A 24,325-nucleotide genomic window follows, 5' to 3' on the forward strand; every position below is an offset into this window, starting at 1 on the left:
TTGCCAAATCATTACTTGTCTTTTGAGAAGTGCTCATAAGTAGCTTATTTCTAATTTATTCCTATTTTAATATCCAAATTTTCAGGAAAAATGTTTGTTCATTCCGCAAAAAGTAACGTCCTTTGCAGGCGATAACTAAAAAAGAAAGATTATGGCAGACAATTATATTGAGAAGCAATTCGAGTCATATCAGGCACGGAAGGCTGCTTGGGAGAAAGAGAGCAAATATAAACGGAAAAAAGCGGTTCACCAAACATCGGGAAGCTCTGCTAATCATCCATGTGAACGGCTTTTTCATAATCATGGGAAGAAAATTGTGGCTGTGCATGACCTTTCGGGCGTAGGGCGTGTTTCGCTTATGGCGGTAATTCCGATTCTTACTTCCATGGGATTTCAGGTATGTCCGCTTCCTACGGCTATCCTTTCCAATCATACCCAGTATCCGGTTTATTCTTTTCTTGATTTGACCGATGAAATGAAAAGCATCATAGAGAAATGGGAACAATTGGATATCCGTTTTGATGCATTTTATTCGGGCTATTTGGGTTCGCCCCGACAAGCGCAGATTGTAGAAGACTTTATCCAAAAGTTCCGGCGTCCGACAGATTTGGTGGTAGTTGATCCGGTTATGGGGGATAACGGAAGTTTGTATAAGGGGATATCTGAAGAAATGGTGACCGAGATGAAAAAGCTGATTTGTCTGGCAGATATCATTACTCCGAATATGACGGAATTGTTTCGTTTGCTTGACCTTCCTTTTCAAGAAAACATTAGTGATGCAGATTTGAAAGCAGCTTTAAAAGCATTGTCCGATAAAGGTCCGAGTATTGTTATTGTGACCAGTGTGCCTGTGAAAGATGATCCGCATTCTACTTCTGTGTATGCTTATAACCGTTTCGGAGGACGTTATTGGAAAGTGACCTGCCCTTATCTTCCTGCCCATTATCCCGGAACAGGTGATACGTTTACCAGTGTCATTACCGGTTCGTTGATGCAAGGAGATAGTTTGCCCATTGCGCTTGACCGTGCCACCCAATTTATCCTTCAAGGTATCCGTGCGACATTCGGTTATGAATATAATAATTTGGAAGGCATTATGCTGGAGAAAGTGCTTCACAATCTTGATATGCCTATTCAAGTAAGCAGTTACGAATTGGTGGAATAGTATGGGGGAATGAGGGTGTCTCAAAATGAAATTTAGCTTTCATTTTGAGACACCCTCATTTACTTACTCTTCTTCCGATTCCAGCAATAATTCCATGATTTGGCATGCTGATTTAGCAACCGAAGTACCCGGTCCGAAGATTGCCATGACGCCTGCTTGATAGAGGAAATCATAGTCTTGCGGGGGGATGACTCCTCCGGCAAATACGAGGATGTCTTCACGTCCCAGGCGTTTCAGTTCGGCGATGATTTGCGGAATAAGCGTTTTGTGTCCTGCTGCAAGCGATGATACACCTACGGCGTGTACATCGTTTTCTACGGCTTCGCGTGCCGCTTCTTCGGGGGTTTGGAACAAAGGTCCCATATCCACATCAAATCCGCAATCGGCAAAGCCGGTCGCTACTACTTTCGCACCACGGTCGTGTCCGTCTTGTCCCATCTTGGCTATCATGACACGCGGGCGTCTTCCTTCTTTCTTTGCAAACTCTTCGGTCAGTCCGCACGCCCGTGCGAAATCTGCATCCTTTTTACTTTCTGATGAATACACGCCTGAAATAGTTCTGATTACTGCTTTATATCTTCCTACAATCTTTTCGCACGCATCGGATATTTCACCTAATGTGGCACGCACACGGGCTGCTTCTACAGCCAGTTCCAACAAGTTGCCTTTTCCGGTGCGGACGCATTCGGTAATAGCTTCCAATGCCTTGTCTACTTCCGCTTGGTTGCGTCCTTCGCGCAGACGGCGTAAGTTCTCTATCTGTTCTTGACGCACGGCGGTGTTGTCCACTTCTAAGATGTCGATAGGGTCTTCTTTCTCCAACCGGTATTTATTCGTACCCACAATGGTTTGTTCGCCTGAGTCGATACGTGCCTGAGTACGTGCGGCTGCTTCTTCGATACGCATCTTGGGAATGCCGGTCTCAATCGCTTTTGCCATACCGCCTAATTTCTCGATTTCTTGGATATGTTCCCAAGCACGGTGTGCCAGTTCGTTGGTAAGCGATTCTACGTAATAAGAACCTGCCCACGGGTCTATTCCACGGCAAATCTGGGTTTCTTCTTGGATATAGATTTGCGTATTGCGTGCGATACGTGCCGAGAAGTCGGTAGGCAAGGCAATAGCTTCATCCAGTGCATTGGTGTGGAGCGATTGGGTATGTCCAAGTGCAGCAGCCATAGCTTCGATGCAAGTACGTCCTACATTATTGAACGGGTCTTGTTCGGTGAGCGACCAACCCGAAGTTTGCGAGTGGGTACGCAAGGCAAGTGATTTAGGATTCTTCGGATTGAATTGTTTTACAATCTTCGCCCACAACATACGTGCGGCACGCATCTTAGCTATTTCCATGAAGTGGTTCATGCCGATAGCCCAGAAGAAGGAGAGGCGGGGAGCGAAAGCGTCAATGTCGATTCCTGCAGTGATACCTGCACGAAGGTATTCCAATCCGTCGGCAAGCGTATATGCCAATTCAATATCAGCTGTAGCTCCGGCTTCCTGCATGTGATAACCCGAAATGGATATGGAGTTGAACTTCGGCATCTTTTGTGAAGTGTATTCGAAGATGTCGGAAATGATTTTCATCGAGAATGCGGGCGGATAAATATACGTGTTGCGCACCATGAATTCCTTCAGGATATCGTTCTGAATGGTACCAGCCATTTCCTCTAATTTAGCTCCTTGTTCCAGCCCTGCATTGATGTAGAATGCCATAATGGGCAATACGGCACCGTTCATGGTCATGGAAACGGACATTTTATTTAAAGGAATGCCGTCGAACAATACTTTCATGTTTTCGAGCGAACAAATAGATACACCGGCTTTACCTACATCGCCTACTACGCGCGGATGGTCGGGGTCATAACCACGGTGTGTGGGGAGGTCGAAAGCAACGGAAAGGCCTTTTTGTCCCGATGCCAAATTGCGCCGGTAGAAGGCGTTTGATTCTTCTGCGGTAGAGAATCCGGCATATTGGCGGATAGTCCACGGGCGGAAGGCATACATCATCGAGTAGGGACCATGCAGGTAAGGGGGAATACCTGCGGCATAGTTGAGGTGTTCCATTCCTTCGAGGTCTTCTTTGGTGTATACGGGTTTTACTTGTATTTGTTCGGGTGTTTTCCAATTGGCAGTAATGCCATTGGCTTTTTGCCATTCCATTCCGTTTTGCGGATGGAATCCGGCAGATATGTCTATGTTTCTAAAATTCGGTTTCATAGTTTGTATGTATCATTTAAACGCAGAGACGCAAAAACGCAGAGTTTATCTTTTTTGAGTGAGCAAAGTTTACAGAGTATCAAAGTCCGTTTACTTTGCGTTTGATTCCTTTTGTAAGATAAGCTACATTGAAGTTTATTAGTAGACCTAATTTCTTTTTTGTAAGTTTTAAATAAGTCACTAATTGCACTTCGTGAATGTCTTTTAATTCCTCTACCGCCTTTAATTCTACGATAACTTTGTCTTCTACCAAAAGATCCAAACGGAACTCTTTATCAAGTTTTTCTCCTTTATAATAAAGTGGAATGGATACTTGGTTTTCAACATGCAATCCTCTATTTCGTAATTCTTGAATAAGACAGGCTTCATAGACACATTCCAATAAACCGGGACCCAGTTCTTTGTGAACTTCAATGGCTGCACCTATGATTTCCCGACTTAAGAAATTATGTATGTCATATTTACTCTCCATGTCTTTGAAAAACTCTAAAAAAGAATCTCGGCGTTTTTGCGCCTTTGCGTTTTTATTTAACTAATAATTGTTTGTTGAACTCACGTAAGGTTTCCAGTACGTTGCAACGGACGTGGATGAAGTTTTCTATGCCTGCGGCTTTCAGTTCCTCCATACATGCCGGAGCACCTGCAACGATGAACATCGCCCTGCCCGCCAAGGCTTGATAAGCCGGAATGGCGTATTGTGCATATTCATCATCGCTGGAACAGAGAACTACGATATCTGCCTGAGCTTTCAATGCCGCTTCGATACCTTCTTCTACTGATGCAAAACCCAAATTGTCGATAACCTCGTATCCGGCACATGCCAAGAAGTTGCATGAGAACTGGGCGCGGGCTTGGCGCATGGCAAGGTTTCCAATGGTCAGCATAAAAGCTTTCGGACGTTTGCCCGAATGTTCCGTTTCGAGGCGTAACGCTTCAAATTCGCTTGCCGCACGGGCGGTATCCAGTTTGGCGAAAGACGCTTCTTCATCGTGGTGATGTTCTTTTCCTCCGCATCCGCATACATGTTCCAATGGAGCTTTGCCGCCTGCCAGTTCGGTAAAATTCGGGTATTGGTTGGTTCCCAGCAAGATTTCCTTGCGGCGCGATACGGCTTCATGGCGTGCCTTGTTGCTTTGGTTTATAGCGTTCTGCACACTTTCTCCCAATACGGCTTTTACCATACCGCCTTCGTCTTCTGTTTTCAGGAAAAGATTCCATGCTTCTTTAGCGATCGATACGGTAAGATTTTCGATGTAATACGAACCTCCGGCAGGGTCTACGATGCGGTTGAAATGAGATTCTTCTTTCAATAATAATTGTTGGTTCCGTGCCAGACGTTCCGAAAATTCATTGGGCGTTTCGTATACCGAGTCAAAAGGAGTGACGGTCATAGAGTCTACTCCGGCAATAGCGGCACTCATGGCTTCGGTTTGTGAACGGAGCAGGTTCACGTATGAATCGAATAAAGTCAGATTAAAGGAAGAAGTGGTGGCATGTACATTCATCTGGCATGCGCTGTCTTCTTTCGGCTGGTAAGCTTTTACGATATCTGCCCAAAGCATACGTGCCGCACGGAATTTGGCTATCTCCATAAAATAATTGGAACTGATGCCGAAATTGAATTTGATTTTACGGGCGGCAAGGTCAACGGGAACACCTGCATCGATGAGCCGGTTCAGATATTCGTTTCCCCAAGCCAAGGCATATCCTAATTCTTGATAAATATAGGCTCCCGAATTGTTTAACCGGAGCGCGTCGACACCGATGCAACGGAAGTGAGGCCATTCAGCCAATGCGTTTACCACTTCCGAGGCTAAACCGATGATAGGGCTTACGTCCTTGCCCTTTTGGAGCATTTTGCTGATAGGGTCGAAATTGACAGAGCCGTATATATTCTTCGGGTCATATCCTTTTTCCTTGAAATATGCAGCCAGTAATTGAGCCAGTTCTACCGTATGCCGTTGGCATGTGGTGAAATTCAGTTCGATGCAATCGCAATGGATGTCTTTCAATAATGTATCGAGAAGTTCGCGGCTGACATCTTTCCCTTTCAGGTGGAAGCCTAAAGAGTCTATTCCTTTATTGAGAAGGTCTAATGCTTTGCGGTTGGCTTCTTCTGGATTTTCCACTCGAATGTTTTGGCGGATGTACCAAGTATTGTCATTCTTTTTATTTCCTCTTACATAAGGGAACTCTCCGGGAAGAGCATCGAGGGTTTTCAGGCCTTCTATGTCTTCTTGGCGGTAGAACGGTTTTACTTTGAAACCTTCGTTGGTTTTCCATACCAATTTCTTTTCATAATCGGCTCCTTTCAAGTCGGTTTGGATTTTGTCCATCCATTCCTGAGTCGAGACTTCAGGAAAATCAGAAAAGAGTTTTTCTTTTTTATCTGCCATACTTTGTGTTTTTAATGATTACGATTCAAGTTCATTTGCATGCCGGTTGGAAGTGCATGCAGTGGCAAATATACAAATAAATTGCACATAACAGGCAAAAGTGTGATGTTTTTGTGGCTTTTATCTTACTGGCTTCGTATTTTTTGGTTGGAAAAGTTTTGACTTCTTGTTTGATTTGCCTACATTTGCGCAACTTTAAAACTATAATATCATGAATTGGTTACAAGATTTATTGACGAATCCTAACTCTATAGCGCATATTGTGGCGTTATATGCCTTTGTGATTTCGGGCGGAGTGTTATTGGGGAAAATCAAGGTCTTCGGCATCTCGCTGGGGGTTACTTTCGTCTTGTTCGTGGGAATCTTGGTGGGACATTTCGGATTTACGGGTAATCCTGCCATTCTTTCTTTCTTGCAAGACTTCGGATTGATATTGTTTGTCTTCTGCATCGGTTTGCAGGTGGGACCGTCGTTTTTCTCTTCTTTCAAGGAGGGAGGAATCCGGCTCAACTTGCTGGCGACGGGCATTGTGGCATTCAATATCATTGTCGCACTCATTATTTATTATGCGTTGCAGGGGCGTATCGAGGTGCCGATGATAGTCGGTATCCTTTGCGGTGCCGTGACGAACACGCCGGGGCTTGGTGCTGCCAACGAGGCATTGCAGCAGTTGAACTACGACGGTCCGGAAATCGCCATGGGGTATGCCTGCGCCTATCCGTTGGGTGTCATCGGCATCATCCTTTCGATGATTCTCATCCGCTACATCTGCCGGGTAGACTTAGACAAAGAGTCGGAAGCTATCCAGCAGGCTGAAGAAGCCAATCCGCACCTGAAACCTTTCCGCATCCAGCTCCGTGTGGAGAATCCGGCTTTGAACGGAAAGACCATCCTGCAGTTGCAGAATTTTCTGGCACGTAACTTGGTGTGCTCCCGCATCCTTCAGAACGGGGAAGTGAACATCCCCACTTCGAAGACGGTGCTTCACACGGGTGACGAGATGAACATTGTGTGCGCGGAAGATGATGCGGAAGCCATCGAGGCTTTTATCGGCTCGAAGATTGAAGTCGATTGGGAACATCAAAACACTGAAAACAAGCCGATGGTGTCACGCCGTATTTTGGTGACGCAGCCTTCTATTAACGGCAAGACGGTGGGTGAGTTGCATTTCAGCAGCATGTATGGCGTGAACGTGACGCGTGTCAACCGTTCGGGTATGGACTTGTTCGCCGCCCGGAGCCTGACCTTGCAGGTAGGCGACCGTGTGATGGTGGTAGGGCCGCAGGATGCCATCGAGCGTGTGGCGGGTATGCTGGGTAACCAGTTGAAGCGTCTGGACCATCCGAATATCGTGACTATCTTTGTCGGCATTCTGTGCGGTATCTTGTTCGGAAGTATTCCTATCGCTTTTCCGGGTGTCCCCACTCCGGTGAAGTTAGGTCTTGCAGGCGGTCCGTTGATTATCGCCATCTTAATCGGACGTTTCGGCTATAAGGTACGTCTGGTGACTTATACCACGATGAGTGCCAACCTGATGCTGCGCGAAGTGGGGCTTGTGCTTTTCTTGGCGAGTGTCGGCATCAAGGCGGGCGAGAATTTCGTGCAGACGGTGGTCGAGGGAGACGGCTTGCTCTATGTAGGCGTGGGATTCCTGATAACGTTGCTCCCGCTGATGATTATCGGCTTGATAGCGCGGTTGTATTACAAGATTAATTACTATACGCTTATCGGTCTGATAGCCGGTAGTACCACCGACCCTCCCGCATTGGCTTATTCTAATCAGGTGTCGGGCAACGACGCTCCGGCGGTAGGTTATTCTACGGTATATCCGTTGGTAATGTTCTTGCGTATCCTGACCGCTCAGCTCTTCATCTTGTTTATGGCTTAGATATGTTATAATTGAACGCGGAGACGCGAAGGCGCAGAGTTTTTATTTATATTCTTTGCGCCTTTGCGTCTTTGCTTTTTTTACAATTAATCAATCCGTGCAAGCAATTCTTCTACTTCTTCCCGCCAGTCGGAAGCGTTTTCGGGCTGAAAGGTTTGCAACCCTGCGTTTTTCCCTGCGGTGATGTTCGATGTGCTATCGTCGATGAAAAGCGTTTCCTCGGGGCGGATTTGCGCATCTTTTATCATCTGGCGGAAGATTTCCGGTTCCGGTTTCATGCAGCCCATTTCGAATGAAAGATACAGCTTGTCGAAATATGCGTCTATGCTGTTTCCCTGCGGAGTGAATTGTGGCGTGCGTGCCCAGTAGTCCATTAAGTAGGGATTGGTGTTGCTGAGCAAGAAGGTGCGGTAGCCCCTTTGGCGTAATTGGGCGATGTAGTCCAGCTTACGGATGTCCATTCCGCTTACGAAGCCCATCCACGCTTGCCGCACTTCTTCGCGTTCCAGCGGCTTGCCGCACAATATGCCCAGCTTTTCCCGGAAGGATTCTTCACTGAGCTTTCCTTCTTCCAATTCCTGGAAGATTCCTGTCTGATGATATTTGTCGAGGATGCGGCCGGCATTTTCCAGTCCTAACCGGATAAATGCCTGTACCGCTTCTTCACGGTCGAGGTCTACGATGACCCCGCCGAAATCGAATGCAATGTTTTTAATCATGTTTTATTAAAGGGAAAAAGAACGCAGAGGCACAGAGACACAGAGAATTTCTTTAAATAATACTCTGTGTCTTTGTGTCTCTGCGTTCGGTTAAATCAGTTTTTCAGCCACTTATCCAGCCAGCGGAAGAAGATGCGTTGCCACAACACGCCGTTCTGAGGCTTCAGCACCCAGTGGTTCTCGTCGGGGAAGATGAGCAGTTCGGCGGGCACGCCTCTCAGTTTCGCTGCATTGAATGCCGCCATGCCTTGCGAGGCGAGGATGCGGAAATCTTTTTCGCCGTGGATGCAGAGGATAGGCGTGTCCCATTTGTCTACGAAAAGGTGGGGCGAATTGGCGTAGCTGCGTTGCACGGCAGGGTTGTCCTTTTCCCAATACGGGCCGCCCAAGTCCCAGTTGGTGAACCAAAGCTCTTCGGTTTCCAGGTATTGTTGCTCCATGTTGAAGAATCCGTCGTGTGCGATGAATGCCTTGAAGCGTTTGTCGTGATGTCCGGCAAGCCAGTACACCGAATAGCCTCCGAAGCTGGCTCCTACGCATCCCAGCCGGTCTTTGTCTACGTAAGGTTCCTTCGAGATGTCGTCTATCGCGCTCAGGTAATCATCCATGCAATGTCCGCCGTAGTTGGTGCTGATTTCTTCCAGCCATTCCATGCCGAAGCCCGGCAATCCGCGGCGGTTGGGAGCGATGATGATGTAATCGTTAGCCGCCATAATCTGCAAGTTCCAGCGGTAGCTCCAGAACTGGCTGACGGGGCTTTGCGGTCCGCCTTCGCAGAAGAGGAGGGTAGGGTATTTCTTGTTCGGGTCGAAATCGACGGGATAGACCACCCACGAAAGCATGTCTTTGCCGTCTACCGTCTTGGTCCAGCGCGGTTCTACCTTGCCTTTCTTCAGTTGGCTGAAGATATGGTCGTTCTCCGAAGTGATGCGGGTCACTTTGTGGTCTTTCTTCAGGTCTACCGTGAAGAGTTCGTCGGCTTCGCTCAACGAATGGCGCATGGTGAGCAGCTGCTTGTCGTTCAGCATTTTCACCGATGCATAGTCGTACATGCCTTCGGTGAGTTGCTTTACTTCTCCCTTCAGGTTGGTGCTGTGAATCATGCTGGTGGCGTGCCATACGCCCGTGAAATAAAGGGTTTTGCTATCGGGCGCCCAGCAATAATCGTCCACACCCGACTGGAAGGCTTCGGTGACGTAGGTCTTCTCGCCGTTACTCAGATTCATTACGCACAGGCGGTTGCGGTCGCTTTCATATCCGTCGCGCTCCATGCTTTGCCAGGCGATGCAAGTGCCGTCGGGCGAGAATTTCGGGTTGGTGTCGTAGCCCATGTTCTTGTCTTGGGCATCTTCCTTACACAGGTTTCGGGTCTGCTTGGTTGCTATATTATAAAGGTAGATGTCCGAGTCGGTCGATTGCGAATACGCCACGCCCGTCTTCTTGCGGCAGGTATAAGCAATCTGTTTCGAGTCGTTGCTCCACGCCAGTTGTTCGATGCCACCGAAAGGCTTCATGGGCGATTCGTAGGGTTCGCCTGCCAAGATGTCGGTGGCTTCGCCCACTTTATTTCCGTCAAAACTTGCCACGAACGGATGCGGGATTGTTTCTACCCATTCGTCCCAGTGCTTGTACATCAGGTCGTCTATCACCCGTCCGCTTGCCTTGTCGAGGTCGGGATAAAGGGCGGAAGTGCGTTCGCCGCATTTCACCTGTGCAATAAAGAGCACCTTGCTTTCATCGGGCGAGAACTTAAAACCTTCGATGTCTCCTTGGTATTCCGAGAGTTGCTTGCGTCCGGTTCCGTCGGGATTCATTTCCCACAGCTGGTTGCTTCCGCTTTGTGCGGTGAGGAAAGCGATTTTCGTGCCTCCTTTTATCCAAGCGGGTTCGCTTTCGCTGGCTGCGGATGTGGTGAGCAGGCGGTTATTGCTTCCGTCGGCGTTCATCACGTAGATAACCGTATGGTTGGCGTTGTCTTTCACGCTGTAATACGATACGGTGTAAGCGATTTGTTTCCCGTCGAGCGACACGCTCGTGCCTCCGATGCGTCCCATAGCCCACAGGGCTTCGGGAGTCATCCGTCCGTCTTTAATGGTTATATCCTGTTTCCCAATAAAGGTTTTTTCGGTCGGTGTGCCGGCATTGGCTTGCCCGCTTGCGGCGAGCAGCATGGCGGCGGTCATGGTCATTAAGTTTGTTTTGTTCATTGTTATGTGTTATTTATTTGATGTTCGCTTGAACACAGAAGCACAGAGACGCAGAGGGAAAATAATAAACTCTGTGTCTCCGTGTCTCTGTGTTCGATAAAAAATTCATTTTCCGGTGAAATAAGCCGGATAATTATCAAACAGGCAATTCAGCTGGTTTCCTCCCATTTGGATGTTATCCATATACGAATATCCGTCGCGGTAAGCAAGGCGGAGGCTCGTATAAGATGCGTTCCACCAATCCCAGCCGAATACCAGATTCGATTCTTCCCGGTTCCCGTAACGGTCTTGCGTGTAGAGGTAATCCTCGCCCGTGTTGTCGGGATAGAAGCGAAGCTCTTGGTAGTGGTATACATCATAATCGTCATACCATTCGTCTACCCATACCCGGCTGCACAGATAGTCGGTACGTTCCCGATAATCGTATGAACCGTTTCCGAATTCGATTCCTAATCCTACGTACTCGCAAGACGTGAATGCCAATGTCATTGCCAACAGGAAAAATATGCGGTACAGTGCGTTCTTCTTAGTCTTCATAATAGCCTCCTTTTTTGTTTTGATTTCGTACTACAAAGATAAGCGGTCCGTCCCGTTCCGGCAAATTGTTTTTCCTAAATCAGGCAAGGAAGATTCCTATTTGTGATAGGGATTTTCCTTAGTTAATAGTGAATGAAATAGTAGCCGTAACTATTCACTATTAATTATTAACTATTAACTATATTCGTCTCTTTGCGCTTACGGTCTCGATGTCCAGCCGAATGATTTCCGTGCGGTGGAACGATTTTTGTGCATAGTCGATGCCGCGTATCTTATCGTCAGGGCAATACTTGCTCAGCAGGAGCGAGAGTGCCGACATTCGCTCGGCTTCGTGCAGGCTATGATGAGCGGTGCATTGCAACACCACGCTTTCGTATGCGGTGGTGAACTGTGCGGGCTTCACTTGTGTCCGTCCTACCACGCAAAAAGAAACCTGCGGACAAGCGTCGATGCATTTCAGTTTCCGTCCCACGGGAGCGCAATGGATATAGATGGAATTGCCACGGTCCCATACATAGCTGATAGGGATGCCGTAGGCTCCTTCACCGTCTTCCGTACGCATCGAGAGGATGCCGTATTCGCCGTCTTTTAATATCTCGAACGCCCGTTCTTGTTCCAACGTCCGGTCTTGACGGCGGATGGTTGAATTATCGAATTTCATATATCTGATGTTATTATTGAACACAGAGGCACAGAGACACAGAGGGAAAATAAAAAAGCTCTGTGCCTTCGTGTCTCTGTGTTTAAAGTTTAACTATTAGCTATTTCGTAAATTGCCCGGCTTGCCTGGCGGTCGAGCCGGACATAACCGCCTACCAGTTCACCTTTGTTCTCGTGCAGATGAGCTACAAGCAAATCAATGTCGGGATGCTCGATGCCTAATTCTTTAAAGGTAGTAGGCATACCTATTTCGTGCAAGAATGCCTTAAATCGGGCGATGCCTTCCAATGCTACGACCTTCAGGTCGGTCGAGGCAGGAACATCCCATACCCGTTCGGCGAATTGGGCAACTTTGCCTACGTTATAGTCAGCCATGTAAGTCAGCCATGCGGGGAAGATGACGGCAAGTCCTGCCCCGTGAGTCACGTCGTAGAGTGCGCTTATTTCGTGCTCCATGAAGTGTGAAGCCCAATCTTCTTCACGTCCGGTACCGCAAATGCCGTTGTGTGCAATGGTGCCTGCCCACATGATGTTGGCACGTGCACCGTAATTGTGCGGCTCTTTCATTACGGTTCGGGCTTCTTTGATAATGGCTTTCAATGTGCCTTCACACAGGCGGTCGGTCACTTCTGTATCGGGTGTATTGGTGAAGTATCGTTCCATGATGTGCGCCATCATGTCGGTGATGCCGCTTGCGGTTTGCCATGCAGGAAGTGTATAGGTCACTTCTGGGTTCATTACGGCAAATGCCGGACGGAGCACTTCGGGAGTACGCAGGCTGAGTTTTTTCAGTCCGTCTACTTTTGTGATAACCGAATTGCCCGAGCCTTCGCTTCCGGCGGCAGGGATAGTGAGCACCACACCGATGCGCAAAGCTGTTTGCGGTATCGCTTTTCCAGTAAAGAAATCCCAAAAGTCACTTTCGTAAGGGATTCCGGCTGCAATGGCTTTGGCGGTATCAATGACCGAGCCTCCTCCTACAGGCAAGAGGAAATCCACCTTCTCCCGTCTTCCCAATTCGATGCCTTCATATACTTTCGGGTCGGTAGGGTTCGGTTGTACGCCTCCTAATTCAATGTAGGCAATGTCCGCTTCTTCCAGCGATTTCTTTACCCGGTCTAATAAACCGCTTCGTATGACTGAACCTCCGCCATACACAATCAAGGCTTTTGTTCCGTGGTATTTCTTTACCAATTCACCTGTTTGTTGCTCAGTATTCTTTCCAAACACAAACTCAGTAGGGCTATAAAACGTAAAGTTATTCATATCTTTTTTATTTTAGCAATTTAAATGCGTAAAAAATATATTGTCGGATTATCTGAATCCGTTAGTTCCGTTCTTCCCGCATTCGTCGGATTTGCTTGTCTATGTCATACGCATTTCCACGCGATTTGTCTTTGCGGAAAAATTCCTGACGCCGGATAGAGTCTTCTGCTTGACGTTGGCGAATAAGCTCGTAGAAACGATCTTCATCGGGTGCAGGCGGAGGTATTGTGTCCGCTGGATGTTGGGACAGGGAGTCTGGTATTTCGGAGCGCACTACCGTACCGCTATCTGCCGGAGCATAAATAGGAAGCAACCGATAATAAGTAGGGAATTTCAGGCTGTCCTCGCGTGTTGGCTGATAATCCTTGTAAATCTTCCAGGCGTTGGCATGTTTGCGGTTGTGCTTCAGCATCCGTCCGCGCGGAGTAAGGTTGTCATAGATGACGCCCAAAAAGTCCAGTCCCCCGATGACGGCTCCTGCTCCTACGTTCCCTCCGGCGCGTCCCACAGCGCGTTCAAACATCATACCTGTCCCCGGCGTCAAGCTCCGTCCGTATTCTTCCGTATAAATCGCATTCGGATTGAGCTTCCAGTGCATTTCCCATTTTTCAGTCCGTCCCAACACCAGCACGTCGTAAATAGGATCTTCGCCAAAGCGGGTCCAAATGCTATAAGGCAGCATCCGTATATATCCTGTAGGTTTCTTCACCTTGGTTGTGTCTGTAAGGCTTCGCGGAAGACGCAAGTCTTTTTTAAATTTCATCCAAGGCTTGTCTAGCGTAACAGCTTTCATCTCTTCACGAGGCTTTTCCATGCCGCTAAAGTCGAACTGAATCATCCGGATAGCTTCTTCGTTCAATCGGATTTCTTGTTCTTTTTCATGTTGGGCATACAGAGGCAATGTGCCGGATAAAACGGATAATATAAATAATGTATGATAACGCAAATTCATTTCTAATTCCAATAATCATGCTTCTTTAGTGTAAAAGCGGAACAAAAGTAAGCATAAAAAGCGGAACAACGGATAGATGATAGTTAATAGTTGATAATTGGTAGTTGATAATGCCGGCTTAACTATCAACTATGAACTAAGCAAAGGTACACAATCCTCTCCACGTGGCAATGGATTTCTTATTTTGCGCATATATATACATAAGTCATGTCAGCAGATTGCAACCGTGAAGATACATAGCTGCACCGCTCAGGGCAGCAGATACCCCTGAAGTCCACTCTTTGATACGAAAACTGATAGACGACGGACTCCTTGACAAACATTGTTTTTCGCTTGTAGTTTTTTTATTTTTCATTTCACCCTTCCACCTTGCATCCAGCAGCGTTTGTAGTAAGGCTCGTTCAGGCAGCTTACGATAACCCCTCGGCTGGTACTGGCATGAATGAAGCGTCCGTCTTTCAAATAGATGCCTACGTGGGTGGCACGTCGCTTGTTACGCCCATTGTGGAAAAAGACGAGGTCGCCTTCGCGCAGCTTGGCTTTGCGCACCTTGCGGCAATCCTCGGTGCGCTGGCGGTCGGAGCTTCGTTTTAAGCGTTTGCGGTAGACCGTGCGGTAGATGTTGCTGGTAAATCCAGAGCAGTCCACGCCGCGCCGGGTGGTTCCTCCCGAACGGTAAGGTACACCTATCCAGCGTGCCGATTCAATATAGAGGCGGTGATTATCGTCCATATCGATGTCTATATCGAGGCGTAAGGCGGCTTGTGCCAGTTCGCGGTAATCATAGTGTGGGGCACGTGTACCACAGGAGGTGAGAAGGGCGAGGAGTGCCGCTAAAAGGAGTATCTGTTTTTTCATGGTGGGTGTATTTTTTCACCACAGATTACACAGAATTAAATAATTAATAATGAATAATTAATAGTTTGGTAGGCGGAAACGCTTGTCGTTATTCATTATTCACTCTTAATTATTAATTATCAAAATCTGTGTAATCTGTGGTGAGTGAAAACTAATCATTCTTCGGCTCTGATTTCGAAATAGCTTTCCAGTTCGTGTTGGGCTTCTTCGTTAATCGGGGCGATGTCGCGGATGATGCGTCCGTGTTCCAAGAGGGCGATGCGGGTACTGATTTCTATCGTGTGGGTCAGGTTATGGCTCGACACGAGGATGGTGGCACCTGTTTCTTGGTTGTAAGCTTGGAGCAGGTGGCGCAAGGCAGATTGCGAACTGGGGTCGAGGAAGTTGAACGGTTCGTCTAATATTAAGAGTTGGGGGCGGTTGAGCAGGGCGGCAAGGATGCCCGTCTTCTGCTTATTGCCCGCCGAGAGGTTTCGGATGAGTTTCTTTTGTCCTAAGATTTCACCGTTCATAAAACGCTCGTAGGGTATGAGTCTTTCATCTACAGTCGCCTTGTCGAGCCCACACATTTTCCCTACGAAATAGAAATATTCTTCGGGGGTGAGGTAATCGATGAGGAAACTTTCGTCCATGTAAGCGCCCGTAGTGTCTTTCCACGCTTCGCTTTGGCTCACTTCGATATCGCCGATATGTACATTGCCTTCATCGGCTTTCAGGAGGTCGAGAATGAGGCGGAACAGGGTGGTCTTTCCTGCTCCGTTATTGCCCACCAATCCGAGGATTTCGCCCGTGCGGACGGTGTAGGCGTCAATGTCGAGTACGGTGCGTGTGCCGTATATTTTCTTCAGGTTTGTGATTGTTATTTCCATGTCGTTAGTTTATAGTTAATAATTAATAGTGAATAGTGGGGAAGTACGTTATTAACCCTTCATTATTAATTTTTCATTAATCATCATCTCGTGTTCCGGAACCCTTCCATATTACGGTATCTCCGTGCCATGAAGCGGGTGTAGATGTTATTTATCCAGAGGCGGTGGGTGAGGAAGCCGGCTAAGCCTAATGCGCTCATCGTGATGTAGCTTCCTGTAGTCCCTAAGAGCAGTTCCAGCCCGCTATTAACGAGGAGCGGGACAGTGAGCGAGGCAACTACAATCACCGTTTGGTACACATTGTTGTTCTGGCGTTTCCCCATTAACCCCGTATTAAGCGGGGCGGTCTTGTCGTTGTACACCGCCATTTGCATCATGCCGGGGAAAATGATTCCTGCCGTAAAAAAGAGATACGCTAAGTCCATAGACAAGGTTATCTCTCCGTTGCATACGGGTACTAAGCAAAAAATGAACGGAATAGCCAGCATACCGCATTGCACATAGTACTTGGCACGAAGCATATTGTAAACGCTTTCGCGACGCACCATCAGCCCGTCGATATAATTGCCTTCTATCGCCATAATCTGGCTAAGCGTTGCCAGCCCGAATGCGCAATAACAATAAAGGCAGATGAAACCGTTCATACCGCTTTCTTCGTACAAGCCGAAGGTTAGGGCAAGAGCAAACAATACGGTGATGACAATCAGACTCCAGAACTGGCTTCGGGGGCTTTTGTTGCGGAAAAGCATCTTTAATTCCAGACGCATATATTCACCCACGTTCCCGTAGCGGTCAAGGAAGGCGTAATCGCTGATTTTCTTGATTTTGGTGTCTTCTACCCGCGAGAGTTCGTTATAAATCAGGCGGAGTTGCACCTTGTAGTTGATGAAACCCATTAGCCCGATGCCCGTCAATGCGCCAAGAAAGGCGAAGGGATTCCACAAGATAAAGCCTTCGCCCCAGTTCATGGTGAAAGTGCTGACCCAATGCGTGTCGGGAAGGAACTCTAACAGGGCAAGCAGTCCGTAGACGGGGAGGCACCAGCAGATGTAAATGAACCTTTGGCGTTTCAATACGCGGATGAGCATACTCCAGTAGGAGTTCATCACGGTGAGGAGCCACACACCGAGCGCATATCCCACGATGCCTGCCAGTCCGTAGAAGCGGGTGACGCTTAGCAGGGCAAAGGGCACGAAGAAGAAGAGCCAAAAGAAGTTGAACGGATTTATGGCTTCGCGTAGGAGAAGTGCTGCCATTACCTTTCGTTTCGGTACGGGAAGCAAGAGGAAAGGCTTGACTTCCTGAATGGGAGTAGGGAACAAGAACCTTACCAAGAAATCGAGCGTAAGCACGATGAGTAATCCTTTGTTGAGGATGTGGTAAGGCTCCATGCCGGGGAAACCTTCGGAAAAAGCCGAGGGCAGCAATACCCCGAATAAAACGAGGTATGCTGCCCAAAATGCGATTCCGATATATACCATGACTTTAGCGAAGCGGTTCTTCTCGAACATCGGACTTCGCTTTTCGTCAAGCTTCTGTAATTTTCGGATATCGAAGAACAGGTGTGTCATATCTATTTTCAGACGTTAGTTAATATCACCCGAAGTCATGCTCACTTCGATGCGGTTCTTTTGAGAAACAAACGCTTTGGCGAATTGTTGGAGGTCGGCGCCCGTGATTCCGTTCACCAAGTCGGTGTATCCGGTGCGTGAGTCTAAACCTTCCCACAAATATCCATGCAAAAGCCCCAGCCAATATCCGTTTTCTTTTTGGTTGGCTTCATAGGTTTTGAGCATGTATTCCTTCACCTTGGCAAGTTCTTCCGCTTTCGGTCCGTTAGCAATGAAGTCTTCGATGCCCTTATCAATGAGCTTGCTCATTTCAGCACGTTTGGTTGGGTCGGTATCGAAATAGATTTGCAAGACACCTTCTACCTTCGGGTATTTGCTGATGCTGCCCTGTACGCTTACGCCGTATGAGGCTCCGGCTTCTTCGCGTACGGTCTCAGTATATTCCATGGTGAGGAGTTGCGAGAGCATGTTCATCATCAGCTTGTTCTTCAACGTATAATCACACGTTCCGCTTTCTACGATGAGTACGGTCGCTTTTTCGGTCTGAAGGTCTTTGTGGAAGACATTCTTCCATTCGCCTTTACGGATGTCAAGGTTTACATCGCGGAAACTTTCTTTGCGTCCTGTAGCGGGCAAGCTTCCTAAATAGGTTTCGATGAGTGGAGTAGCTTCCTGCGGGTTAATATTGCCTACGAAGATGAAGGTGAAATCGCTCGCGTCGGCAAAACGATCCTTATACATATCCATCACTTTCGCATAGTCTATTTGGTCTATCATCTCGGCTTTCAGACGTGTGACACGCGGATTATTTCCATATAACATCTGAGTCACCGTATCGCTCAATGCTGTATTCGGATTGGCTTCCTGATTGGCGAGAGCTGCTTTCATACGGGTCTTGAATGATTCGAACGCGGCTTGGTCGGCACGTGGTGCAGTGAAAGTAAGGTAGGTGAGCTGGAGCAAAGTCTCCAAGTCTTTCGGTGCACAACTTCCGTTTACGGCTTCGCTCAGGGTGCGTACCGAAGCAGATACCGAAGCCACTTTGCCTGCCAAGACTTTTTGTAGGTCGGTTGCACTGAAGTTGCCCAGTCCGCCCAACGATACGACATCATTGAGCACCTTGAATTGCAAGGCATCCTTATCATCGAACAATGAATTTCCTCCTGCGCTGAACGCTTGCATCCGGATTTCGTCTGCCTTGAAATTAGTGGGTTTCAACACCACACGCACTCCGTTGTTCAGGGTCAGTACGGTCGATTCGTATTGTCCTTTTTCGGTATTTACCACTTTCCCTCCGGCAGGTGTTTCTTTCATCAACGGTTCATCGGACACCTTATCTACATACGGCTCCAGTTTTTCGGCACTTACCTTTGCCAGTACTTGCTTGATAGCGGCTTCGGTAGGGTATTTCATGTCGGGCTTATCCGGACAGAACAAGCATACCGCCATGTTGGTGTCGCTCACCAATTGCTTATAAAGGTCGTTCACGCCTTCCAGCGGGATATTCGGCACCAGTTGGTTCATCATGGTGTATTCATATTCCACGCTTGGGATAGGTTCTCCATCGATGAAATTAGATACATATTGGCTTACGAACTGTTCGTTACGCATCTTGTTGCGCTCGTTGTATGCGTTTTCCAGATTGCTCAGGTAATCGGCTTTTGCACGTGCAAATTCGCTTGCGGTGAATCCGAACTGATGTGCCCGTTCTATCTCACGCATCAAGGCTTCCAAGCCTGTTTCAATGCCGTTCTCCTTACAGATAGCCACGCCCGTAAACGCTTTCTTTGTCTTAGCAAGTATGAAGTCCATATCTTGCACTCCAGCATTGATGAAAGGCGGGGTAGCGGTTTGCAGAAGTTCTCCTAAACGGGCGTTCAGCATGTGAGATATCGCATAATCCATAAATGAATATGCCAGATAGCCCACGGTATTCTTTATCTCGGCTGGGAAAGGCTCGTGTTTATGGAATACCATTACTTGGGTGATTTCCTGCTCTTTATCCTTATTAATCGAAACGATAGGCTCTTTGTTGTCCGGCACAGGGAAATAGGTGCGCTCGGCAGGGTTGGCAGGCATTTGGATAGGACCGAACAAATTCTTTATCTTAGTCTCGATTTGGTCTACGTCAATGTCGCCCACCACGATAATGCCTTGCAAGTCTGGACGATACCATTTCTCGTAATAATCGCGCAAGTCCTGATAAGGGAAATTATCCACCACTTCCATGGTTCCGATGGGTAAGCGATACGCATATTTGCTTCCCGAGAAAAGGGTGGGGAATGCCGTTTCGTACATACGCATCATTGCCCCCAGACGGGTACGCCATTCTTCGTGGATAACTCCGCGCTCTTTGTCTATCTCTTTTGGGTCGAGTGTAAGGTCATCTGCCCAATCGTGCAGGATGAGCAAGCACGAGTCAATGATACCGTCACGGATAACGGGTACATTACTAATGTTGTACACCGTTTCATCTATTGAAGTATAGGCATTCAGATTGGCTCCGAACTTCACACCGATAGATTCCAAATATTCGCGCAAGCTGGTACCGGGGAAATGCTTGGTTCCGTTGAAACACATGTGTTCCAAGAAGTGGGCAAGCCCGCGCTGGTTATCTTCTTCCAAGATAGAGCCGACTTTTTGTGCGATATAGAAATCGGCTTGGTTTTCGGGTAATTCATTGTGACGGATATAATAAGTCAATCCGTTCTCTAATTTGCCTATCCTCACATCCGGATCGGTAGGGATAGGGGGCATCTGCTGGGCAAATGCAACGCTTGTGCTTCCAATGAGAAACACGGCGATTAATGCTTTTCTAAAAATCTTTTTCATTTGTATTGAGCAATAAATTATAACATTCCATTAGCTGAGAGGTATCGTTCGGCTTCGATAGCCGCCTTGCATCCGCTTCCGGCAGCGGTAATCGCCTGACGGTAATGCGGGTCGGCTACGTCTCCAGCCGCAAATACTCCAGGGATTCCGGTGCGCGGCGTTCCGGCTTCGGTCAAGATATAGCCCGTTTCATCGGTCTTTACCCACGGCTTGAATATATCCGAGTTCGGCTTGTGTCCGATAGCAAGGAAGAAACCGTCAATGGGCACATCGTAACGTTCTTCGTCAGGTTCGCCCATACGTTTCACCACGTGCATTCCTTCTACACCGTTTTCGCCATACAATCCTACGGCATTGTGTTCGAAGAGCACTTGAATATGAGGATGATTCAATACCCGTTCCTGCATGATTTTCGAAGCACGCAGATAAGGCTTACGCACAACAAGATAGACTTGTTTTGCCAGTCCGGCAAGGTAAATGGCTTCCTCGCAAGCCGTATCTCCTCCGCCTACTACGGCTACGGTTTTCTTCCGGTAGAAGAATCCGTCGCAAGTGGCACAAGCGCTTACACCCATACCTGCATATTTTTTTTCGTCTTCCAATCCCAAGTATTTAGCGGTAGCACCGGTAGAGATAATCACCGTATCGGCGGTGATTACTTTTCCTTCATCCGTTTCGAAAGTATAAGGAGCCTTACTCAGGTCGGCTTTAGTGATGATACCCGGACGGATATCGGCACCGAAACGTTCGGCTTGCTTGCGCAGGTCATCCATTAAGACCGGTCCCGTCACTCCGTCGGGATAGCCCGGAAAATTTTCCACCTCAGTGGTAATGGTGAGTTGGCCGCCCGGCTGGATTCCTTCGTAAAGCACCGGAGCGATATTCGCACGGCTGGTATAGATAGCTGCCGTATATCCGGCAGGACCTGACCCGATGATCAGGCATTTCACATGTTCTGTTGTCATATTCATTCCTTGTTTTTATGTGTTGTTTGTTATTTCTCGTGCCAAAGATAGCGTTTTTTATTGAAGTATGAAGAGAGAGGCGTAAAAACTTCGATTTGCAGATTCAGATTATTCTTTTTACCTTCGTGTTTATTAAATTGATAAGAAGATGAAACAGGTATTGAAAATCATAGGCGGATTCTTGATTGGAATCCTGATGGGGCTGGTCGTGGCGGGAGTGGGGCTGGTCTTGTTCAGAGATATGTCGTTCTCGGAATATATCGGGAAGTTTTTGCGGCTCAATGCGATGGAGGTGATAGGCATCCCGTTGCTTTCATTGGTTTTCTTCCTGATAGCCGTTTCCTTGCAAGTCGTCCTGCACGAAGCGGGGCATTTGGTTTGCGGGCTGGCTTCGGGCTACCGTTTCGTATCGTTCCGCATCTTCAGCTTTACATGGATACGCCAAGGTGGGAAGGTGCGCATGAAACGCTTTAGCGTGAGCGGGACGGGCGGTCAATGCTTGCTGGTGCCTCCCGAAAAGCCCGATGAAGAGATTCCTGTTACCTTATATAATATAGGTGGGGTAGCGATGAATTTCCTGACGGCATTTGCGGCATTGTTCCCGTTTTTATTTATAGACGGTATGCCGTTTTTATGGAAAATGTTTCTCATCCAGTTTATGGGGATAGGGGTATTCTTGGGCTTGCTCAACGGCATCCCGATGAAGTTAGGCGGTATCGGGAACGATGCCTATTCGCTCCGTCTCTTGAAGCGGAATCCCGGCACCAAGCGTGCCCTCGTCCTCCAGCTTCGGATAAACGCGTTGATACAAGAAGGAATGCGCCCGAAGGAGATGCCTGAAGCTTGGTTCCGTTTGGAAGGGAAAATAGATTATAGCGATATGTTGCAAGCCACCGTTGCGCTCATGGAAATCTCGCGGATGCAAGACCGGGAAGAGTGGGAGGAAGCTTACGTCCGGCTGGAAGAAGCGGTAAGCCATAGTAAGGAACTGGTAGGCATCTTGAAGCAAGAGGCAGAAGCCGAACTGCTTTTTACCGCATTGGTCATAGGGAAGGAGGAACGTGCCCGCGAACTTGCTATCGATAAATTAGTGGCATATATCCGGACATATAGCAAGGTGAGTAGTGCCAAGCAACGCCAGCTTTTCGCTATAGCTTTGTATATGGAGCACGACAAAGAAAAGGCGGAAGGAATCTACCGCACCGTGAAGGCAAAGCGGGAGAGTTACTTGATGCAGGGCGAAGTGAATATGGATCTCGCCCTAATGGAATCGTTGCTTTCCCAATGTTAAGCATTTAAGCAGGATTATCCATACAGATGCTCCGTACTCTGCATGCCAGTCCTCCCTTAATCCCGATAGGGCAGGACTGCAGTCCCACCTGCATAGGACTGGAGTCCTGACTGGGTAAAAACTCCAGTCCTACCTTGGCAGGACTGGGAAGTGATATGGCTTATATCGAATCAGGAGCCGCCCAAAACCGTTCGGCATCCGTTGTGTGTATATCCGAAGGACCTGCGTCAGGGTCGGTGAATCCGGCTGGTGCCAATGTGATTTGACGCCCTTTCATGGCATCCTCTTTGCCATATCCCGTCTCTTCCCAACAGATAAACCAATAAAGGTTTTTTGCCCAATACGAACGGTAATAATCATAATTGAAGTCTTCTTTCAGGCTATCGAATAAGGGATGGATTTGCATCGGTGAACCGGAGATATACCGTTCCCGCATCTCTGCCAGTGAGAGGGGAGTGCCTTCCGAATTGCTTATCCAGGCTTGCATGTCCGAATCTATCATCGCCCATTTGTTTTGTTCGGGAAGCCAGACCAGATTTACCACATGGCAATCCGAATCAAGCGTATCTGCAGGAAGGCAAGTGACGAAACGGTTGGTAATGCCTTCGGAGAGCATCAGTTCATGCAATAAAATGGAGTGCAGGCGGCAATTGAATGCCGGTTCCACTTCGCGGGTGTATTTCCACAAGTCGATGGCGTTGCGCTTTTCGGGATATTTCGTTTGGTTGGCATGCGGGATATTCTTTGCTACGAACTTAGCCAATGTTAAAGCCTTATCCCAAGTATTTGCGGCAGAATCTGTCAATAAGGTGTCAAGGCGAAAATACGCGCGTATCTTTTGTGCTTGAAGTGTGTCTTGTTGATACACAAAATGATAATGTGCCGTATCAGAAGCGTATGGCGTGGCATTGCGTAATAATTCGATACGTTCTGTCTCTTCCAGTTTAGAAGTATATGCTATCATTTGCTCTTTGAAAACGAAGCGGATGAGTAAGGCAGCGGTGATAAAGATAAGGATTAGTCCAACTAATGTATAGCCAATAATTTTCAATGTCTTTTTCATAAATCTGTTTTATCTTTAATGTTATTTACTTCACTTAACTTAATAAGGGAATCATCGAACTCAACGATTCGTTTGTCGTAGATATAAAGCACTTGCCATGGATAAACCGATTTCATTGTTTCGATGAATGCTTTAACAAGCGGATGATTAGGGTCTTTAAAGGATTGATTGGTATGGGTGACATGGAGCGCATAAATCGTGGCATCTGAAAGACACCCGTCTTCATCGATGCATACGCTTTTCACTTCTACGGCAAGTTCTTTTCCTCTCAATTCGGGGAAACGGCTCCACGGGAAGCGTTCCGACAACTCTTCGGAAACGTTTAGAGGTGTAACCCCTTCTGTCTTGTGGTTATGATAAAGTCTGGTGCGGATGATTTGTCCGTTCTTTACATCCATAAATAGCTCTATCTCTAAGTTGCGGTCGAATCCTGCATGGGAATAGCGTATCATTTTTCCTTTTCCCGCCCGGAGTTCTCCACTAATCCAACGGGCGCAGATGGCTTTTTGTTCCGCATTATAATAAGGAGAGAAGATATGCCTTAGTGTGTCCGCATTAAGAAACAGGCTAGAATGTCTTTGGTGGACTTCATCGTATGGTTCGGTTTTAATTCCAGTTAGGTAAAGCCATCCTTCCCGCATTTCCCAATGTGCGGTATATCCATACCAGTTGGACGTACTATGGTCACGTTCTTCAGGCAAGAAGTTCAAGACTTGTGCCAGTAAGGCCGAATCTTCTTCTATCGGGTTAGCCAACAGATTCCATTCCTCCCCGTTAATGTGAATGATGTCGCCTGCGTATGATGTGGCTTGAACTGTAAAAGTGGTAAGGGTGAATAAGCAAATAACAATGTATTTCATCTTTTGCTG

19 protein-coding genes are annotated in these 24,325 nt (G+C 47.6%); 3 read left to right on the forward strand and 16 right to left on the reverse strand.

Annotation, left to right across the window (positions count from 1 at the left end; translation table 11 throughout):
- Positions 1–151 precede the first annotated feature (151 nt).
- Positions 152–1,165 carry a pyridoxamine kinase gene (locus tag B5F91_RS08430; RefSeq protein ID WP_087428651.1) on the forward strand — a complete coding sequence of 338 codons (1,014 nt, stop codon included), beginning with the start codon at positions 152–154 and terminating at the stop codon, positions 1,163–1,165.
- 63 nt (positions 1,166–1,228) lie between these two features.
- Here the strand turns inward: B5F91_RS08430 and scpA are convergent, their stop codons facing one another.
- The 3 genes from scpA to mutA form a co-directional block, all read right to left on the reverse strand.
- Positions 1,229–3,382 carry a methylmalonyl-CoA mutase gene (gene scpA, locus B5F91_RS08435; protein ID WP_087428652.1) on the reverse strand — a complete coding sequence of 718 codons (2,154 nt, stop codon included), beginning with the start codon at positions 3,380–3,382 and terminating at the stop codon, positions 1,229–1,231.
- Positions 3,383–3,461: 79 nt separating this feature from the next.
- A complete protein-coding gene (locus tag B5F91_RS08440; protein WP_087428653.1) occupies positions 3,462–3,854 on the reverse strand; it encodes a GxxExxY protein in 393 nt (130 codons plus the stop codon).
- A gap of 52 nt (positions 3,855–3,906) precedes the next feature.
- Positions 3,907–5,778 carry a methylmalonyl-CoA mutase small subunit gene (gene mutA, locus B5F91_RS08445; protein ID WP_087428654.1) on the reverse strand — a complete coding sequence of 624 codons (1,872 nt, stop codon included), beginning with the start codon at positions 5,776–5,778 and terminating at the stop codon, positions 3,907–3,909.
- A gap of 211 nt (positions 5,779–5,989) precedes the next feature.
- Here mutA and B5F91_RS08450 point away from each other — a divergent pair, with 211 nt between their 5' ends.
- Complete coding sequence (locus B5F91_RS08450) at positions 5,990–7,666, forward strand: putative transporter (RefSeq protein WP_087428655.1); 1,677 nt, start codon at positions 5,990–5,992, stop codon at positions 7,664–7,666.
- Positions 7,667–7,752: 86 nt separating this feature from the next.
- On the opposite strand, the gene B5F91_RS08455 is transcribed toward B5F91_RS08450, so the two are convergent.
- The 11 genes from B5F91_RS08455 to trxB all read right to left on the reverse strand — a co-directional run bounded on the left by B5F91_RS08455 (position 7,753) and on the right by trxB (position 21,102).
- A complete protein-coding gene (locus tag B5F91_RS08455; RefSeq protein WP_087428656.1) occupies positions 7,753–8,385 on the reverse strand; it encodes an HAD family phosphatase in 633 nt (210 codons plus the stop codon).
- A gap of 95 nt (positions 8,386–8,480) precedes the next feature.
- Complete coding sequence (locus B5F91_RS08460) at positions 8,481–10,592, reverse strand: S9 family peptidase (RefSeq protein WP_087428657.1); 2,112 nt, start codon at positions 10,590–10,592, stop codon at positions 8,481–8,483.
- Positions 10,593–10,697: 105 nt separating this feature from the next.
- Positions 10,698–11,129, reverse strand: a complete 432-nt coding sequence (locus tag B5F91_RS08465) for a hypothetical protein (protein ID WP_087428658.1) — start codon at positions 11,127–11,129, stop codon at positions 10,698–10,700.
- Between the two features lie 178 nt (positions 11,130–11,307).
- Positions 11,308–11,790, reverse strand: a complete 483-nt coding sequence (locus B5F91_RS08470) for a pyridoxamine 5'-phosphate oxidase family protein (RefSeq protein ID WP_087428659.1) — start codon at positions 11,788–11,790, stop codon at positions 11,308–11,310.
- An 89-nt stretch (positions 11,791–11,879) separates the two neighbouring features.
- Positions 11,880–13,055 carry an iron-containing alcohol dehydrogenase gene (locus B5F91_RS08475; protein WP_087428660.1) on the reverse strand — a complete coding sequence of 392 codons (1,176 nt, stop codon included), beginning with the start codon at positions 13,053–13,055 and terminating at the stop codon, positions 11,880–11,882.
- Positions 13,056–13,116: 61 nt separating this feature from the next.
- Positions 13,117–14,007, reverse strand: a complete 891-nt coding sequence (locus B5F91_RS08480) for a DUF4858 domain-containing protein (protein WP_087428661.1) — start codon at positions 14,005–14,007, stop codon at positions 13,117–13,119.
- Positions 14,008–14,358: 351 nt separating this feature from the next.
- Positions 14,359–14,865, reverse strand: a complete 507-nt coding sequence (locus B5F91_RS08485; RefSeq protein ID WP_087428662.1) for an NlpC/P60 family protein — start codon at positions 14,863–14,865, stop codon at positions 14,359–14,361.
- A gap of 155 nt (positions 14,866–15,020) precedes the next feature.
- Entirely contained in the window at positions 15,021–15,734 is a 714-nt protein-coding gene (locus B5F91_RS08490) for an ABC transporter ATP-binding protein (protein ID WP_087428663.1), read from the reverse strand.
- A gap of 83 nt (positions 15,735–15,817) precedes the next feature.
- The gene (locus tag B5F91_RS08495; protein ID WP_087428664.1) at positions 15,818–17,305 is read right to left on the reverse strand and encodes a DUF5687 family protein; all 1,488 of its coding nucleotides are present in this window, start codon (positions 17,303–17,305) and stop codon (positions 15,818–15,820) included.
- Between the two features lie 15 nt (positions 17,306–17,320).
- Entirely contained in the window at positions 17,321–20,137 is a 2,817-nt protein-coding gene (locus B5F91_RS08500; protein WP_087428665.1) for an insulinase family protein, read from the reverse strand.
- Positions 20,138–20,154: 17 nt separating this feature from the next.
- Positions 20,155–21,102, reverse strand: a complete 948-nt coding sequence (trxB, locus tag B5F91_RS08505) for a thioredoxin-disulfide reductase (protein WP_087428697.1) — start codon at positions 21,100–21,102, stop codon at positions 20,155–20,157.
- 148 nt (positions 21,103–21,250) lie between these two features.
- On the opposite strand from trxB, the gene B5F91_RS08510 reads away from it, so the two are divergent.
- Positions 21,251–22,393: a M50 family metallopeptidase gene (locus B5F91_RS08510; RefSeq protein WP_239416384.1), complete on the forward strand. Its 1,143-nt coding sequence runs from the start codon at positions 21,251–21,253 to the stop codon at positions 22,391–22,393.
- Positions 22,394–22,553: 160 nt separating this feature from the next.
- Here B5F91_RS08510 and B5F91_RS08515 read toward each other — a convergent pair whose 3' ends face one another.
- On the reverse strand, positions 22,554–23,456 hold the full coding sequence (locus B5F91_RS08515) for a transglutaminase-like domain-containing protein (RefSeq protein ID WP_087428666.1): 903 nt from the start codon (positions 23,454–23,456) through the stop codon (positions 22,554–22,556).
- On the reverse strand, positions 23,453–24,316 hold the full coding sequence (locus B5F91_RS08520; RefSeq protein ID WP_087428667.1) for a hypothetical protein: 864 nt from the start codon (positions 24,314–24,316) through the stop codon (positions 23,453–23,455). The genes B5F91_RS08515 and B5F91_RS08520 overlap by 4 nt, the downstream gene beginning before the upstream one ends.
- Between the last annotated feature and the right edge of the window lie 9 nt (positions 24,317–24,325).

Origin of the sequence: Bacteroides sp. An322, from assembly GCF_002161765.1 — a bacterium.
GTDB lineage: Bacteria > Bacteroidota > Bacteroidia > Bacteroidales > Bacteroidaceae > Phocaeicola > Phocaeicola merdavium.

What these genes read in the sequence shown, in the direction of transcription:
- B5F91_RS08430 (WP_087428651.1), top strand. Translation starts at nt 152, where the DNA reads ATGGCAGACAATTATATTGAGAAGCAATTCGAGTCATATCAGGCACGG.
- scpA (WP_087428652.1), bottom strand. Translation starts at nt 3,382, where the DNA reads ATGAAACCGAATTTTAGAAACATAGACATATCTGCCGGATTCCATCCG.
- B5F91_RS08440 (WP_087428653.1), bottom strand. Translation starts at nt 3,854, where the DNA reads ATGGAGAGTAAATATGACATACATAATTTCTTAAGTCGGGAAATCATA.
- mutA (WP_087428654.1), bottom strand. Translation starts at nt 5,778, where the DNA reads ATGGCAGATAAAAAAGAAAAACTCTTTTCTGATTTTCCTGAAGTCTCG.
- B5F91_RS08450 (WP_087428655.1), top strand. Translation starts at nt 5,990, where the DNA reads ATGAATTGGTTACAAGATTTATTGACGAATCCTAACTCTATAGCGCAT.
- B5F91_RS08455 (WP_087428656.1), bottom strand. Translation starts at nt 8,385, where the DNA reads ATGATTAAAAACATTGCATTCGATTTCGGCGGGGTCATCGTAGACCTC.
- B5F91_RS08460 (WP_087428657.1), bottom strand. Translation starts at nt 10,592, where the DNA reads ATGAACAAAACAAACTTAATGACCATGACCGCCGCCATGCTGCTCGCC.
- B5F91_RS08465 (WP_087428658.1), bottom strand. Translation starts at nt 11,129, where the DNA reads ATGAAGACTAAGAAGAACGCACTGTACCGCATATTTTTCCTGTTGGCA.
- B5F91_RS08470 (WP_087428659.1), bottom strand. Translation starts at nt 11,790, where the DNA reads ATGAAATTCGATAATTCAACCATCCGCCGTCAAGACCGGACGTTGGAA.
- B5F91_RS08475 (WP_087428660.1), bottom strand. Translation starts at nt 13,055, where the DNA reads ATGAATAACTTTACGTTTTATAGCCCTACTGAGTTTGTGTTTGGAAAG.
- B5F91_RS08480 (WP_087428661.1), bottom strand. Translation starts at nt 14,007, where the DNA reads ATGAATTTGCGTTATCATACATTATTTATATTATCCGTTTTATCCGGC.
- B5F91_RS08485 (WP_087428662.1), bottom strand. Translation starts at nt 14,865, where the DNA reads ATGAAAAAACAGATACTCCTTTTAGCGGCACTCCTCGCCCTTCTCACC.
- B5F91_RS08490 (WP_087428663.1), bottom strand. Translation starts at nt 15,734, where the DNA reads ATGGAAATAACAATCACAAACCTGAAGAAAATATACGGCACACGCACC.
- B5F91_RS08495 (WP_087428664.1), bottom strand. Translation starts at nt 17,305, where the DNA reads ATGACACACCTGTTCTTCGATATCCGAAAATTACAGAAGCTTGACGAA.
- B5F91_RS08500 (WP_087428665.1), bottom strand. Translation starts at nt 20,137, where the DNA reads ATGAAAAAGATTTTTAGAAAAGCATTAATCGCCGTGTTTCTCATTGGA.
- trxB (WP_087428697.1), bottom strand. Translation starts at nt 21,102, where the DNA reads ATGACAACAGAACATGTGAAATGCCTGATCATCGGGTCAGGTCCTGCC.
- B5F91_RS08510 (WP_239416384.1), top strand. Translation starts at nt 21,251, where the DNA reads ATGAAACAGGTATTGAAAATCATAGGCGGATTCTTGATTGGAATCCTG.
- B5F91_RS08515 (WP_087428666.1), bottom strand. Translation starts at nt 23,456, where the DNA reads ATGAAAAAGACATTGAAAATTATTGGCTATACATTAGTTGGACTAATC.
- B5F91_RS08520 (WP_087428667.1), bottom strand. Translation starts at nt 24,316, where the DNA reads ATGAAATACATTGTTATTTGCTTATTCACCCTTACCACTTTTACAGTT.